Annotated in this window: 16 protein-coding genes; 9 read left to right on the top strand and 7 right to left on the bottom strand. The window is 45.9% G+C overall.

From position 1 onward, the window contains the following. Positions 1-71: 71 nt before the first annotated feature. Both QUA10_RS24460 and acsF read right to left on the bottom strand, forming a co-directional pair. The gene (locus tag QUA10_RS24460; protein ID WP_333085148.1) at positions 72-644 is read right to left on the bottom strand and encodes a hypothetical protein; all 573 of its coding nucleotides are present in this window, start codon (positions 642-644) and stop codon (positions 72-74) included. Positions 645-797: 153 nt separating this feature from the next. After that, positions 798-1874 carry a magnesium-protoporphyrin IX monomethyl ester (oxidative) cyclase gene (gene acsF, locus QUA10_RS24465; protein WP_333058837.1) on the bottom strand — a complete coding sequence of 359 codons (1077 nt, stop codon included), beginning with the start codon at positions 1872-1874 and terminating at the stop codon, positions 798-800. 404 nt (positions 1875-2278) lie between these two features. Between acsF and QUA10_RS24470 the strand changes: the two genes are divergently transcribed. Next, positions 2279-2755, top strand: coding sequence for a TM2 domain-containing protein (locus QUA10_RS24470; protein ID WP_333085149.1), 477 nt, complete (start codon positions 2279-2281; stop codon positions 2753-2755). Positions 2756-2931: 176 nt separating this feature from the next. Further along, positions 2932-3105, top strand: coding sequence for a 50S ribosomal protein L32 (gene rpmF / locus QUA10_RS24475; RefSeq protein ID WP_006632406.1), 174 nt, complete (start codon positions 2932-2934; stop codon positions 3103-3105). A gap of 42 nt (positions 3106-3147) precedes the next feature. Here rpmF and queA read toward each other — a convergent pair whose 3' ends face one another. Beyond that, a complete protein-coding gene (gene queA / locus QUA10_RS24480; RefSeq protein WP_333085150.1) occupies positions 3148-4287 on the bottom strand; it encodes a tRNA preQ1(34) S-adenosylmethionine ribosyltransferase-isomerase QueA in 1140 nt (379 codons plus the stop codon). A gap of 157 nt (positions 4288-4444) precedes the next feature. On the opposite strand from queA, the gene QUA10_RS24485 reads away from it, so the two are divergent. Beyond that, positions 4445-4834 carry a hypothetical protein gene (locus QUA10_RS24485; protein ID WP_006632408.1) on the top strand — a complete coding sequence of 130 codons (390 nt, stop codon included), beginning with the start codon at positions 4445-4447 and terminating at the stop codon, positions 4832-4834. A gap of 198 nt (positions 4835-5032) precedes the next feature. On the opposite strand, the gene QUA10_RS24490 is transcribed toward QUA10_RS24485, so the two are convergent. Next, complete coding sequence (locus tag QUA10_RS24490; RefSeq protein WP_333085151.1) at positions 5033-5662, bottom strand: YraN family protein; 630 nt, start codon at positions 5660-5662, stop codon at positions 5033-5035. 14 nt (positions 5663-5676) lie between these two features. Between QUA10_RS24490 and QUA10_RS24495 the strand changes: the two genes are divergently transcribed. After that, complete coding sequence (locus tag QUA10_RS24495) at positions 5677-6201, top strand: pentapeptide repeat-containing protein (RefSeq protein WP_333066993.1); 525 nt, start codon at positions 5677-5679, stop codon at positions 6199-6201. 341 nt (positions 6202-6542) lie between these two features. Here the strand turns inward: QUA10_RS24495 and dnaG are convergent, their stop codons facing one another. Next, positions 6543-8561 (bottom strand): DNA primase, encoded by a 2019-nt coding sequence (dnaG, locus tag QUA10_RS24500; RefSeq protein ID WP_333085152.1) that lies wholly within the window; start codon positions 8559-8561, stop codon positions 6543-6545. 261 nt (positions 8562-8822) lie between these two features. Between dnaG and QUA10_RS24505 the strand changes: the two genes are divergently transcribed. Together QUA10_RS24505 and QUA10_RS24510 are read left to right on the top strand one after the other, a co-directional pair. Beyond that, complete coding sequence (locus QUA10_RS24505) at positions 8823-9758, top strand: NAD-dependent epimerase/dehydratase family protein (RefSeq protein WP_333085153.1); 936 nt, start codon at positions 8823-8825, stop codon at positions 9756-9758. A 296-nt stretch (positions 9759-10054) separates the two neighbouring features. Continuing rightward, positions 10055-12151 carry a tetratricopeptide repeat protein gene (locus QUA10_RS24510; RefSeq protein ID WP_333085154.1) on the top strand — a complete coding sequence of 699 codons (2097 nt, stop codon included), beginning with the start codon at positions 10055-10057 and terminating at the stop codon, positions 12149-12151. A 67-nt stretch (positions 12152-12218) separates the two neighbouring features. Here QUA10_RS24510 and QUA10_RS24515 read toward each other — a convergent pair whose 3' ends face one another. Next, on the bottom strand, positions 12219-12956 hold the full coding sequence (locus QUA10_RS24515; protein ID WP_333085155.1) for a hypothetical protein: 738 nt from the start codon (positions 12954-12956) through the stop codon (positions 12219-12221). Then, positions 12953-13279: an MgPME-cyclase complex family protein gene (locus QUA10_RS24520; RefSeq protein WP_333042436.1), complete on the bottom strand. Its 327-nt coding sequence runs from the start codon at positions 13277-13279 to the stop codon at positions 12953-12955. Before QUA10_RS24520 ends, QUA10_RS24515 begins: the two co-directional genes overlap by 4 nt. 113 nt (positions 13280-13392) lie before the next feature. On the opposite strand from QUA10_RS24520, the gene QUA10_RS24525 reads away from it, so the two are divergent. The 3 genes from QUA10_RS24525 (at position 13393) to QUA10_RS24535 (ending at position 15202) form a co-directional block, all read left to right on the top strand. Then, positions 13393-13599: a hypothetical protein gene (locus QUA10_RS24525; RefSeq protein ID WP_333085156.1), complete on the top strand. Its 207-nt coding sequence runs from the start codon at positions 13393-13395 to the stop codon at positions 13597-13599. A 195-nt stretch (positions 13600-13794) separates the two neighbouring features. Then, positions 13795-13953 carry a hypothetical protein gene (locus tag QUA10_RS24530; RefSeq protein WP_333086395.1) on the top strand — a complete coding sequence of 53 codons (159 nt, stop codon included), beginning with the start codon at positions 13795-13797 and terminating at the stop codon, positions 13951-13953. 28 nt (positions 13954-13981) lie between these two features. Then, positions 13982-15202 carry a glycosyltransferase gene (locus QUA10_RS24535; protein ID WP_333085157.1) on the top strand — a complete coding sequence of 407 codons (1221 nt, stop codon included), beginning with the start codon at positions 13982-13984 and terminating at the stop codon, positions 15200-15202.

Raw genomic sequence — 15202 nt, forward strand, 5'->3', positions numbered from 1 at the left:
TCATTAAATAATCACATCGGTGCGATTTGGTATTTTATCCATCACTACAATTTATCATTACTTGTTTAGGACTACCGTTTCGGGTTGGGATAGTTGGCGAAGACATTTCCCATCAGGATATCTTTTCCAGCTCGCTCTGGCCCTCTGATTGCCAAGTAGGGAAAGTGTAACCGGAATAAGGAGAAAAATCTTTCAGTTAAGTCGTATCCCTTTTTTCCGCGACTTTTGTATTCCCACAATAAAGCCGACAGTGCCTCATCGGGAATTGGACGAGTCATATAAGCAGCTTGAACTTCTTGAACAGACCTAAAACGTACTCCGAACTGATTGCAAATTTCCGTTGCCTTTTTTTTCCTTCTGAGCATTTCCACGGGAAGCTCAGGGCTGACATACTTGCGAAACACCCTAAAAAGTTGAACTCGCATCCATGTGCTGGGAACCTCTGAAATCTGTATAAATAGACGCACCGATGATTCAGAAGTCCTGAGTAATTGCCCAAACATTACTAGAACAGGTTCGTAAAGTTCGCAAGCCTCCTGCAATATATCGGGATAGTATTCTCCGGCAGTCAAGGTGATCCAGTTCTGTCCATCGGCTTTGTAGTCTGCAAAAGAGTTGCGTCTTCCCGCACTCATATCACTCATTCCTCATCTCACAATTAACTCCTTCATAAAGTTCCTTAATTGAATTTGAAACCATATCGCACGCCCGCCCATGAAAACTAATCTAACATCATACCAAAAAAAGCGGCTCCGCTTGTCGCAGAACCGCCGTCACAGAGGATGAAAAATCAAAACTTAACGGACTGCACCCTCAACTGAAGGTGATTCAATTGTTTTCATGAAGTACAGCTTCAACAACTGCCAGCCGTTCGACAAATACAAAGGCAATTTTTGGAAGAATTGCAAGAATTTCGGAGTATTAGAAGCAACAATTGCGGTCAACTTCTGATTGTTCTTGAGGCAAACATCCAGCCGTTCATAAAATTCTGGGTTGTTCACGTCGAGCATCACTGGGAATACGCGACCGGCTGTTTCGTTGGTCTTTTTAATCACTTCGATGTCGTATTCGCGAGCATCAAGTCCGAGCGATCGATAAAAACCCGCGCGCTGGATATCATTGAGATACATTGTCGCGAACACTGACAGCAAGAAGAAACGGCACCAAAGCTTAGCGCGCCAATCGTTCAACATCTGAGGCTGAGCTCTCATCACCGCATCGAAGAAATCTCCGTGGCGGTTTTCATCCTGGCACCAATTTTCAAAGAATCGGAAAATCGGATAAATCTGGTCTTCAGGATGCGCTTTTAAGTGCTGATAAATGGTGATGTAGCGCCAATAACCGATCTTTTCAGACAAGTAAGTCGCGTAGAAAATAAACTTCGGCTTAAAGAATGTGTAACTGCGGCTCTTTGTCAAGAAACCCAAATCCAGGGACAAATTAAAGTCCGAGAGAGCTTTGTTGAGGAATCCGGCGTGCCGCGCTTCGTCCCGCGACATCAGCAAGAAACCTTCGGCTAGCACTGGATTTTTGTCCTTGAGCTTGCGTGCCAACTCTTTGTAAAGCAAGAATCCAGAAAACTCAGCGGTGCAAGAGCGTTCCAGGAATTCAATGAACAACTGGCGCTTTTCGCCGTCGATGTGTTCCCAAGATTGATCGAACTCGGCATCACGCACGAAGTGGTTGCGGTTGTAGTCAACGCGGAACTCTTCAATAATTGCTTTTAGTTCGGCTTCATTTACCGAGATGTCCATTTTGGCCATCTCGTCAAAATCTGTTGTGTAAAATCTCGGCGTGAGAATAGTTTCTTTGGCTGGGGCTTTCACTCCCGGCCGCAGTTCTTCAAAAGTGGGTTTTTTGAGGGAATCTACCATATTTTTATTGGATTTCTGCTTATAACTACTCGCTTGTTTCCATTGTCGGGTACTGCGGGCGATCGCGCTCGTGTATCTCCGGCCAGCGCTGGCGGCGCGCTTGCTTTGGCGCTCCGTCAAGAAACCATAGTGGAATCCAGTTCTAAGCTGCTGTAATTTCCACGCCCTCCAGTTTACCAAGCTCTCGCCCCCGGAAATATGTTGATGGCGTTAAGAATTGCTACGCAAAATTACTCAGGGGCTTCCAGACAAGGTATTGGGAAACCAAATTCTGCCTTTTGCTCAGTTTATTAGGCTACCACACAAATAAATTCCCATGTCAAGCTGTTTAAACAGCAGATAGAAAGTACAAAATGTATATAGGGACTCCAATTCTTAGAATAATCAGGCAGGACGGTCAGAAAATGAGCAATTTAGGTGTTAGTTACCTTTTATGGGCAGCTTGTTTTTTCGGCCCATTCGGACTCCACCGCCTCTACAACGGCAAGATTGGTACGGGTTTGCTGTGGCTGTTTACCTTTGGTTTGTTTGGGTTTGGGCAATTGTTTGACTTGCTGCTGCTGCCGAACATGGTGGACGAACACAATGCCACTCTCAGGGGCAAACTCGCCGTATCTCCCGAAGGTATACCGCTATATCCCAGCAGCGGGGCGATCGCCGCGACATATCCCAAGCCAACTCCAGACCAGTTAGGGGTTAAACTCCTGAAGGCAGCTTATACCAAAAACGGAAGATTATCTGTTACCCAAGGGGTGATGGCAACCGGCGCTACTTTTGCCGAAGTGGAAGAGGCTTTCACGGCAATGCTCAAAACGGGTTATGTGAGTATCGAGAACGATGCGGTAACGGGCGTCGTGATCTACCACTTTCACGAACTTTAGCTGCTGCGGGTGCGTTACCTAGGGGATTTTGTCTATTTTTCCAGAAGCTAATCGCTGACGCACCCTACTACTTGATATTGGTTGGTGAGCAGTTATTGCCGTTTTTTGAGTAAGCATTGCCGACAAAATCGGCTAGAATGTTTGTTTGTCTATATAAGCAGAAAGTATTTAGCGTCATGGCAGTCCCTAAGAAGAAAACCTCCAAATCCAAGAAGAATATGCGTAAGGCCACATGGAAGCGCAAAGCTGTAGTGGCAGCTCAGAAAGCTCTGTCTCTGGGCAAATCTGTTCTGACTGGACGTTCCAACAGCTTCGTGTATCCCGGCAATGAAGAAGAGGAGGAAGAATAGAAACGGAATACCGGGCATGGGGCGAACCCGATGCCCGATCGATCAATCCTTTTTTGCTGTTGGTAAAATCAGCATGGCATCGCCAAAGGAATAAAAGCGGTACTGTTGCTCGATCGCTTCTCGGTACAAATCCAACAGCCGAGGCCTTCCAATCATCGCACTTACCATCATCATTAAAGTAGAGCGGGGCAAGTGAAAATTGGTAATCATCCCCTCTACAACCCGCCACTTGTAACCAGGGTAGATAAACAAATTGGTCGGGCCGCAAAAAGGTTGCAAGGAAAAATCGCCGCTCGCGGCGGCGGCTCCCTCTAAAGCTCGCACTGCTGTGGTACCCACGGCAATTATCCGCCCGCCTCTGGCTTTAGTTTCGCGGATTTTCTCGACGGTGGCGGGGGTTACTTCCACCCATTCGCCGTGCATTTTGTGAGCCGTCACGTCTGCCACCTCCACCGGGCGAAACGTCCCTACTCCGACGTGTAAGGTGACAAAAGTTTTTTCGATTCCCCGCTGTTCCAAGCGGCTGAACAATTCTTCGGTGAAGTGCAGGCCTGCTGTGGGGGCAGCCACGGCCCCAAGCCGATCGGCATAAACAGTCTGGTACTGTTCGGCTGAAGCTTGGGAATTGTCGATGTAGGGCGGCAGGGGTACGTGGCCGTATTCGTCCAAAAACTTCACCAGATTCTCATCTGTGGGGATGTCAAACTCCAGTAGCCGTCCCCCTGTGGCATCGTCCCTCTCTATAACTGTCGCAGTCAATCGACGACGATCGGGCATCGTGGCATCCGGAAGGCAACAGCAAGGAGCTGTGGTAGAGTCCTCACAGGCAGGGGCAATGGGATCAAACTCAATTTTTGCTCCCAACTTTAAGCGTTTCCCCGGTTTAACCAAAGCCAGCCAACAGTTGTGCTGCCGTTCTTCCATCAACAATATCTCCACAGCCGGGCCGTTGGGTTTGTGCCCGTAGAGCCTCGCTGGCAGCACGCGGGTGTTGTTGAGTACCAGCAAGTCGCCCGGTTGCAGCAAATCGGGTAAATCCCGGAAAATCCGGTGTTGGTGGCTGCTGGGAGAATCTACAGCCAGCAAGCGAGAACTGTCCCTCGGCACTACGGGATTTTGGGCAATGCGCGAGGGCGGGAGTTCGTAGTCGTAGCCGTCCAAAGACCAGTCCATCTCTGTCATCGAGTGAATTCCTGTGCGATCGATCTGTCAACTGGGTAACAAATTGGGTAAAAACCCCCATTCAAAGTCGGGTGCTTTTCCCCTTGTGGTGGCGGGTAGAGTCCGCGACGATAGAGGTATAGCATCAGCTTTGCTCATAAGGCTCATAAGGATCGTTATGGAATACCTCTACTACATCGCCAATACTAGCCTTACTCTGAGAGTCGTGGATTACCTACGCACGGCTCATCATCTTCCCTTGCAATTTATCACTGTTATTCACCAAATTGACGGATGGGTGGTAAAGGTGAAAATGAGCCAATATTTAACTCCCGAAATGCACGGGGATTTTCGGGCTTTTATGAACGAACTCGGGATTCCTTACGATCCTGAAATTCGCTTGCAAATGGCGCTTTGGAGTTTGGAAACCGGACAATCGCCACTGAGCGTGATGCGCCGCTACCAGGTGGCCGTGGTTTGTCACGGCAGCCCTGACCGCAAAGAAATTGAAGCGTTTCGCCAGCAGTTTGTCAAGGGTCTGGGATATTGCCCGGAAACTCTGGCCTAGATTGCTACGCATATACATTAACTGTGATGACAGAACAGGAGAGGGAGAGAAGGGGAAAGCGGGAGAAGATTTAACGCTTTTTTCAGCTCCGTTAAAGCTCAAGAGAGAAATGCGCGACAGCCTAGGCAAGTTAACAATTAAAAATTACCTAGTGGCATTGGTTTGAGATTTTACCCTCTAAATTTTAATTATATATTTTTAAATGCTAAAAGCCGAGCGAATGTATTCTTGCAGGGTGAGTCGGTAGTTACCTGCAACGGCGGATTGAGAATGCGCTGCAGTTAATGGTGGTAATATTTCCTTAGTGTCTTGTTGTAAAGGTTCGCACCTGACTAAAGCGACATCAAAGCGACAATAATTATTGGCTAAATCTGCATGAGTGCTTAAAAATATTTCGGCTGTTTGCCAAAGTTTGGCTTGTTTTGTGGTATTAATAGCCAACATTCCACCCGCATCCCAATTTCCTCGGCGGCGAGTTTTTACCTCTACAAATGCTAATGTTTGGGAATGGGGAATGGGGAATGGGGAATGGGGAATGGGGAATGGGGAATTTTCGTTACCTCTGTTGATTTCGCTTTCTTCATCTCTTCCGAGTGCGATGATGTCAATCTCTCCCCAGCGACAGTGCCACTGCCGGTGCAAAATTTCCCAACCTTGCTGCTGCAACCACTCGGCGACTAAGTTTTCTCCCAATGTGCCGATATCCCTAGAGTTTGGGGATTGGGGGGAATTGGAGTCAGCCGTCGCTAACGGGCGATTCCCTACGGGATAGCTACGCTTGACGCGCTTTCTGGTAGAATTCAATTCTGAACTGTCACGACTGCCCATTAGCTTGAACTTGTATGATGATTTCTCGAATTCGCCAACATGGCAAAAATATTTATACTTTCTTGCTGAGTTTTGTTATTTTAGCAGTAATTGCGGCTGGGGCGATCGGCATTAATCCCGCACCTGCTTTCGCTTTGGATCACGATAAAGAAATTCTAGTAGGCGCTGATTTTACTGGCCAAGTTCTAACTGACGACAGTTTTAATAAAGCCAATCTTCGCAACAGCAATTTTACTAATGCAGATTTGCGGGGTGTCAGCTTTTTTGCGGCTAATATGGAAGAAGCAAATTTAGAAGGCGCGAATTTCACGGGGGCGACTTTAGATTTGGCTCGCATGATGAAAGCAAATTTAACTAATGCTATCCTTGAAGGTGCTTTCGCTTACAATACCAGGCTGGAAGGAGCTATCATTGACGGTGCAGATTTTACTGAGACACTGTTGCGAGACGATATGATAGAAAAACTTTGTAAAGTGGCAAAAGGTACTAATCCCGTGACGGGTAGAGATACTCGCGAAACTCTTTTTTGCGATTATTAAAAAGTTTGTTGAATAAAGGAATAAAGTCCTTAGTACAAACGGGTTCTTAGTAGGGACTTTATTCCTTATATCAGTTTAAAAAAATGTAACCGCACGCAAGCTTCAAACCCAGGGCTGTTTCATTCTCTTGTAGGGGCAATCCCCCCGTGGTTGCCCCGATATCTGAAACCCCTACCCGCTCGTCTATGGGCTGGGCGGGCACGGGGGCACCGCCCCTACAAAACCCTGCTTTTCCGTAGGGGCAATCCCCCCGTGGTTGCCCCTAAGCAGCCCTGGCTTCCAACCTATATCGAACGAGTCATCTCCAATCCCCAATCTAAAATCTAAAATCTAAAAGGGTATTAGCCCCAAGGCACAGATGTTAAATCGTAAAAATTAACTTGACGCAGCCTCTCTAATTCCTTGAGCCATTCTTGTTCGGCACAGAATAGTTGGTGATATTCTATAGCCTCTTCGCCACTGCTAGCGGCTTTGGCTTTTTCCCACATATTGAGTGCAATTCGGCGGCGCTTCATGCTGATAATTTGCTCGATACAGGCGAGGGCAGATCTAATGACTAGAGGTGCGCGATAAACGTTTCTTTCTGAGAACTCATTTAAGTGAAATAAATGCGAGATTTGATTTAATTGATTCGGATATTCAATGAAGCTATCTTGCAATTTCAATATTAACTCTGAAGGCGCTACTTGTAAAGACATTTTGTGCAATATTTCTGCATTCACAATCTGATGCCACAAAAATCTGTGGTGAGAAAGGCTGAACTGCACGTCTCTAGCTTCTATTGCTTCTCTGACATCTTGGCGATATTCGGGACAGTGCAAATAAATCTGCAATAATTGCGCTTCTGCTTCTTCTAAAAGACTGCGGGCTACAAAAGATAAACTTGATTTTGAGCTTTTGTTTTCGCTGCTTGCACGTTGCTTTTTATATTGTTTGTTCGGCTTCAGCTTGTTTCTAATTAACAGGGGCATTGTCAATGATTCGTCTTGACTCTGCCGCTTTGCCCAATCGCTAACTACTTGATTGAGCAAGTTTTCAGCGATCATTTTTGTGAGTCTAAAATCTCCTTTACTGAGAATTTCGGCGCACTTTTGCAGGTAATGTGCTAGCTGATTGTCGTCAGTGATGTTGGTTAATAAATTAATAATTTTTTTTGTGACTTGCTGGGAAGTATCGGCTTGCTTCAAATCTTGATTGACGAGCATTTGTTGCAGTTGCCAGTCGATCCACAACGGAGCATTTTCGAGCAATTCTCGATATTGTTCTGGGGAGTATGTTTTGAGGTATTCGTCGGCATCTTTGCCGTCGGGAATGTTGAGTACCCGCAGTTGCACTTCTCCTTGATAAGCGAGTTTTTCTATTTCTCCAATAGCGCGTTCTGCTGCTTGAGTTCCTGCTTTGTCGGCGTCAAAGTTGAGGATAATTTGTTTGGAGTCAGTGTACCGCAATAACTGCCGCACTTGGTTTAAACTTAACGCTGTGCCGAGGGAAGCGACGGCGTTGGAGATGCCGGCGGCGTGAAGTGCGATCGCATCAAAGTACCCCTCTACAACCACTGCGCGATCGGCTTTGCTAATGGCTGTTTTCGCTGTATCTAAGGCGAATAAAGTTTTGCCTTTGTCGAACAGTTCTGTTTCGGGAGAATTGAGGTATTTCGGCTGTTCGTCGCCGAGAGCTCTGCCGCCGAAACCGATGACTCTGCCTTGGGTGTCGCGAATGGGAATCATAATCCGATTGCGGAAGCGATCGTAATAACCGCTGCCGCCATTTTTTCGGGGTACAATTAATCCAGCTTGTTCTACTAATTGCGCTGGATAGTTTTTCTGTTCTACTAAATAACTGTAAAGTGCTTCCCAACCTTGGGGTGCATAACCTAATTGAAATTGTTGGATAGTCTCTTCGCTGAGCTGGCGCTCTGATTTGAGATATGCTAAGGGTTCTTCTCCTTGGGTTTGCCGCAAAGCGTGCTCGTAAAAGTTGGCTGTTAGTGCTGAGATTTCATAGAGTTGTTCCCTCAGAGAAATTTGGCGCTGCAATTCTTGTCGGTGTTCCGGTTCGACTGTTTTGACGGGTACTTGATAATTTTTAGCTAATTCTAATACTACTTCGCTGAAAGGGCGTTTCTCCAATTCCATGAGAAACTTAAAAGCATTGCCGCCTGCACCGCAGCCGAAACAATAATACATTTGTTTGCCGGGACTGACTGTAAAGCTGGGAGATTTTTCATCGTGAAAAGGACACAAACCTACAAATTCTTTGCCGCGTTTACGCAAGACGACGCGACCGGAAATAACGTCTACTATGTCGGCTCTTTGTTTGACTTCTTCGATTGTTTCTGGATGCAGCCGAGGAACTTGCATAGGGCTATTTTAGGCAAATTGAAAGTATTGGAGAAGGAAAGCACTACACGGATGAGGACACGGATATACGGATGAATTATCTACTCTGAGTGATTTCTCATGAGATTCACAATCCCAGCCCCCTTAAAAAGGTGAAAGAATCAGTGTCAAAGTCCCCCTTTTTAAGGGGGATTTAGGGGGAACTCCGGGGATAGAAAACACGCCCTAGGGCATAAATTTATTGTAAGATGTTTACACTAACTGTAAGGAGCATCGAAAATAATGCGAATTTTAATGATGGGCGGTACTCGGTTTATTGGGGTTTATCTTACTAAGATTTTAGCAGCACAAGGGCATGAAGTGGTGTTGTTTAACCGGGGCAACAAGCCTGTACCGGTTGCGGGCGTAAAACAGATTCAGGGCGATCGCACAAATGTTCAACAATTGCAAGAAAAGTTATCGACGGTCGAGTTTGACGCGGTTTTTGACAACAACGGCCGCGAACTCAGCGATACAAAGCCTTTAGCTGAAATATTTAAAGGGCGGGTGCAGCACTTTGTTTACATGAGTTCTGCGGGGGTTTATTTGAAGTCGGATCAAATGCCTCATATTGAAGGGGACGCTACCGATCCGAAAAGCCGGCATTTGGGTAAATGCGAAACCGAAAATTACTTGGCCGAGTCCGGTTTGCCTTGGACTTCGATTCGCCCGACTTACATTTACGGCCCCCAAAATTATAACGATTTAGAGGCTTGGTTTTTCGATCGCATTGTGCGCGATCGACCGATTCCGATTCCCGGTAACGGAATGCACTTCACGCAGTTGGGGCACTGTCAGGATTTGGCTAGGGCTATGGCGGCGGTTTTGGGGAACTCTAGGGCGATCGGGCAAATTTACAACGTTTCGGGCGATCGATTTGTCACCTTTGACGGTTTAGCCCGCGCCTGCATTCAAGCGGCGGGCAAATCCCCTGATGCTATTAAGATTGTACACTACGATCCGAAACAATTTGACTTCGGCAAAAAGAAAGCTTTTCCGATGAGATTGCAGCACTTTTTCGCTTCCGTTAATAAAGCTGTCACCGATCTTAACTGGCAGCCGGAATTTGACTTAGTTTCTGGATTGAAAGATTCTTTTCAGAATGATTATGTAGTTTCGAGACGGGACAAAGCCGAGATAGATTTTTCAGTCGATGACGAGATTTTGAAAGCCGTTTAAAGTTAAGTTAGAGTGGGACCATCCCATGCCAGCAAAAATCTAGAACCCCACCCTAACCCTCCCCTTAGTAAGGGGAGGGAACAAGGAAGAAAGCAAAGGGAACTAAATTAATGATTGAAGAACGGCATAATGGATTTCACCCGTAAATTTATTTTATGGAAATTCAAGCTCCCCAGCGGTCGTTCGATCCATTAAAAAATTTAGAGAGGCCATGTTAGAATTTTCAAATGCGGAAGATGTGACAGCTTGGTTGGAAGCTAATTCTCCAAACGACTAGGAAATATTAGGTGAATTTCATGCTTGGAATAACACTCGGCAATCGCTACAGTATTATCCGTCACTTGGGAGGCGGCGGATTTGCTCAAACTTATTTAGCTGAAGATAAGCAGCTACCAGGCAATCACCTCTGCGTCGTCAAGCAGCTTAAACCTCAAGCAACTGATCCGCAAACTCTACAGGTAGCAAGACGTTTATTCGATACCGAAGCACAAGTTTTGTACAAATTGGGAACTCACGATCGCATTCCCCGACTTTTTGCTTTTTTTGAAGAGAACCAAGAGTTTTACCTAGTTCAAGAATTTATAGAAGGTCACGATTTAAGTCAAGAAATTACCCCCGCTTCTCCTGGGAATGCGGGAGTCATGCAGGAATATCAAGTTATTTGTATATTGCAAGAACTTCTGGAAATTTTAGATTTTGTACACCAGCAAAATGTCATTCACCGCGATGTCAATCCCCGCAATATCCTCCGCCGAGATAGAGACGGAAAATTAGTTTTAATTGACTTCGGCGCAGTCAAAGAAATTACTACTCAAATTACCAATCCTCAGCCCAAGAATAGCTTGAGTGTCAGCATCGGTACTCCCGGTTATATGCCCAGCGAACAAGCTCACGGCAACCCGAAACTCAGCAGCGATATCTATGCCGCAGGTGCGATCGCAATTCAGTTCCTCACTGGCATAAATCCTCACCAAATGCCAAAAAACCCCGACACAGAGGAAATAATTTGGCAGGACAAAACATCAGTCAGTCCTGAATTTGCGAAGATTTTAGATAAGATGGTAAAGTACGATTTTCGCCAGCGTTATTCTAGTGCCGGCGAAACGCTGCAAGCTATTAAAGAATTGAAAGATTCTTTGAGCGGTACAGTTCCTGTATTGCCTCCGGTTGCTGCTGCGAATAAGCCTGTAAAACCCCGAACAAAACTCTATTTAAAAATATTTTCGATCGCCTGTTTAATTGGCATCAGTATTATAGCATCTATTTATGGTGTAAATAGTTTTAATTCTGCAAATGCAACTGACCTGTACAACCGAGGCAATACTCTTTACAATTTAAGCCGATTTGAAGAAGCTCTGGCAGCTTACGAGCGAGCAATAACTCTCAGGCCGGACTACGCGGAAGTTTGGCAGGAAAAAGCCAAAACTTTATATGAGTTGAAAAAATATCGAGAATCGCAGTCAGCTTATGATAAAGCCATAGAATTAAAGCCGGAATACTTGGAAGCTTGGACGGGACGGGGTTATGCTTTGGATAATTTGCAGCAGTCTCAAGAGGCGATCGCATCTTTTGATAACGCTTTGAAAATCCAGCCCGACTATGCCGCAGCGTGGGAAGGCAGAGGCGATGTTCTGTTAGATTCGCAGCGGTACGAAGAGGCGATCGCATCCTACGAAAAAGCTGTACAATTTCAGCCTAATTTGTACGGTGCCTGGTACAATCGGGGACAAGCTTACCAAAAATTAAAACAGTACGATCGAGCCGTAGAATCCTATGAAAAAGCAGTTGAAATTAAATTCGATAATTCTGAAGCTTGGTACAATTTAGGCAATGTTTTCCTAGAATTAAACAAAAACCAAGAAGCTTTTGAAGCCTACGAAAAAGCCGTGCGGTTTCAGCCCAATTTTTATCAAGGCTGGTACAGTAAAGGCATCGCTTTGCTAAAAATGCGCCGATATGAAGAAGCGGTAGAAGCTTACGAAAAAGCTGTCAAATTAAAACCTGATTATTATCAAGCATGGTACAATTTAGGTTGGTCCTACCACGAATTACGTAAGTACGAGCAAGCAATTGAGTTTTACAACAGAGCCTTAGATTTAAACTCGAAAGAATATCAAGCCTGGTACAATAGAGGGAATGCCCAGTACAATTTAAAACGGTACGAAGATGCGATCGCCTCTTACAACGAAGCCGTCTATGTCAAGCAAGACTACTCCGAAGCCTGGTACAGCCGAGGCAATGCACTTGTAGCAGTAAAAAGATACGAAGATGCGATCGCATCCTATGACAAAGCAATTCGCTACAAACCGGATTACGGAGCGGCAATGGAAGCAAAAAAGCGGTCAGAAAGTCAGCTAGGAAGCAGCCCGCTAGAGTCCCAAAAACAACAATAATTGTTATTAGTCCGCTTAGGCGGACTTTGTTTTACAAGAAGCAATTTTAATTGCAAATTTTTATCTTTTAGCGAACAGCGGGAGCAATTACGGTAACTCGGCGGCTGTCTACTAACATCGGCCAAAAACCTCGATCACTCAATGCTTTTACCGCATCAGTAGCGGCGTTTTGATCCGTTGTATAAGCGACGAATAAAAAGGGACGCTGGCCGTAGGAAGCTAAGCCTACTTGCGTGCCTAATGCTTGCCTGACTTGGCCGGCTAATTCCGGTTGGTTGAAGTAATCGACTAACACTGCATAACCAGGGCCCAGGGGTTGGGGATTGAAGGCAAGATTGCCGCTGGGAGAATTGGTGATTGGTTCAGAGCCTGGTGCTGGCTGAGGGCTGTAGACTGGCAAATTTTGGGGTAGTGCCGCTGCGGGCGATCGTACTACGTAAGCTTGCAATCCGACAACATCTTCGATGTATTTAACCCAATCGCTGGCGATTTGCGAGTCGCGAAAGCCACCAACTCGCGTCACCGTGTCATTGATGTACCGACAAACTGTGTTGTTAGTATTTCCAGGGAAAGAGCGTTTTGCTCTTTCTTGCTGTTCGGGTGTTCGGGTGACAATTAACAGTAGATATTCATCGGGCTGAGGCGGTTGGCAGCTCGATTGAGCTTTAACAGAACTCGATAAAATTGTCAATCCCAAAATGGCGATTGAAGTAGCAGGAAATAGGGGAAGAGACAAAATAAATTTGTACAATTTACCCCTAATTATTGTTAGTTGTTTTGTCTGATATTTTGCTATTTTGTTCATGCTGTCTGTAGGGATGCGAGGGCATCGGGAATAGTGGCTGACGGTGCTTGAAATTCACCTGTCAGTACATATTCTAATCGCAGTTTCAACCAGGTGATGAAGACTGGATCGGTAGAAATAATAGCGGCGGCTGGCTGAGGGCATTTTGCTTTAACTTCTGCCATTGTCGGTGCTTCTAGGAAAGCGGGCTGTTTTACCAACCAGAAGTCTATTTGTTTTTCTTGTTCGTTGTAGTTGCGAGTTCTTTCTTTAAACACTTCATCTAGGGCTTCTTCTTCTAGCAAAAAGCGTTGGCTGGCTAAAACGTAGTAGTAGGTTTGCATTTTTCTGGGTTGTTAGGGGTTGACGGTTAGCGGTTAATGCCGCCTGTATCTGCCAGTTTTGCTGGCCAGGGGCGGTTTGCCGAGTTGCGGTTGTTGGAGAGTTCTAGACTCTTGTGCCGTTTACTTTACCTTATTTGCTGTCATCTTGGGTAGATGCAGAGCAAGTCGCCTCAGAAAAATCTTTGGTGGTGAGTGTTGGGGGAGTTGTGAGAGTTGCGAGAGTGGCCGGTTGTTTGGGCATTTGGGCGATTATTTTTCGGGCGAGTGATTTTCGGCAAAATTTAGGTGACAATAGGAAATTAGATGGAATTGCACGTTAAATAATTACAAATTATTGAGACAATCTGGGGCTGTTAAACTTGATTGGGAGTAGTTTCCATATGAAAAAAATTCGGACAGTTTTTGATTGGGAACCCTAAAAAAGGCTTTCATGGTGATCAATGTGCTCGCGGGAAAATCACGGGTTTGTGGCTACTACCTAAAAATAGTCCTTACTATTGTATTAAAAATGTAAAATGTGTGGATTGATTTGCTCTGACCGGAATAGCGATCGCCCCGCTGTCACTTCCGCCATCCCGCCCAAAGCGATCGCCCTCCGCCCCTGCTCAAATAAGCTCAACAAATCAGCTAAATTTGTTGCCCAGGGAATGCAGCCAAAGGCTAAACTAATCTAAGTTTTACCATAAAATTTTCTCCCCGTTCATGAACATCGCTTATTTAGTCAACCAATATCCCAAAGTCAGCCACAGCTTTGTCCGCAGAGAAGTGCTAGCTGTTGAAAATTGCGGCATGAAAGTCGCACGTTATTCGATCCGATCCTGCGAGTCAGAACTCGTTGATGGGGCCGACAAACTAGAGCAAGAATTGACTAAAGTAATCTTAGGAGTTGGTGTACAGGGGTTAGCGTGGGGTTTGCTTCGCGTTGCCGCAACTAGACCCATTCGATTCATCGAAGCTGTGCGGTTAATGTTCAAAGTTGGCTGGCACTCGGAACGGGGGATTTTGCTGCATCTAGCTTATTTAGCAGAAGCTTGCATTCTTTTAAATTGGTTTGCAGAATCGGGTACAGCACACGTTCACGCTCACTTCGGGACAAATTCCACAACAGTCGCAATGCTGTGTCGCGTGCTTGGCGGCCCCACTTACAGTTTCACGGTTCACGGCCCTGAAGAATTTGATAAAGCGACACTTCTTTCCTTAGACGAAAAAATTAAACGATCGACCTTTGTAGCAGCAGTTAGTTCCTTCGGTAAAAGTCAGCTTTTTCGGTGGTGCGATCGCACTTTTTGGTCAAAAATTCACGTCATACACTGCGGCGTAGATGCTGCATTTTTAGCTGCACCCTACGTTCCCATACCCGCAGCACCCCGCTTAGCTTGCGTTGGGCGACTCAGCGAACAAAAAGGTCATTTATTATTGCTAGAAGCTGCTAACTTGCTAGCAGTTCAAGGCTTGGAGTTTAAGTTGGTACTGGTAGGAGACGGGCCGCTGCGATCGGATATTGAAAAGCAGATTCTGCAACTCGGCCTGCAAAATCATATAGAAATTACCGGGTGGGCCAGTGGCGATCGAGTTCAGCAAGAGATTTTAGCTTCACGGGCAATGGTATTGCCGAGTTTTGCTGAAGGTTTGCCCGTCGTAATTATGGAAGCCCTCGCTCTCAATCGGCCCGTAATTAGCACCTATGTTGCTGGTATCCCGGAGCTCGTAGAACCCGGTGTTTGCGGTTGGTTAGTTCCTCCCGGTTCCGCAGAAGCATTAGCCGTAGCGATGCGCGCGGTATTGGAAGCACCTTTAGAAAAGCTAGAACAAATGGGGAAAACAGGAGCCGAGAGAGTTGCTCAACAACATAATGTTGATTTAGAGGCCAAAAAATTAGTCGCGCTGTTTGAGAGTGCTTCAGAAGGGTGCAAAACCTATTGA

This window comes from Microcoleus sp. Pol8_D6, from assembly GCF_036700965.1.
GTDB lineage: Bacteria > Cyanobacteriota > Cyanobacteriia > Cyanobacteriales > Microcoleaceae > Microcoleus.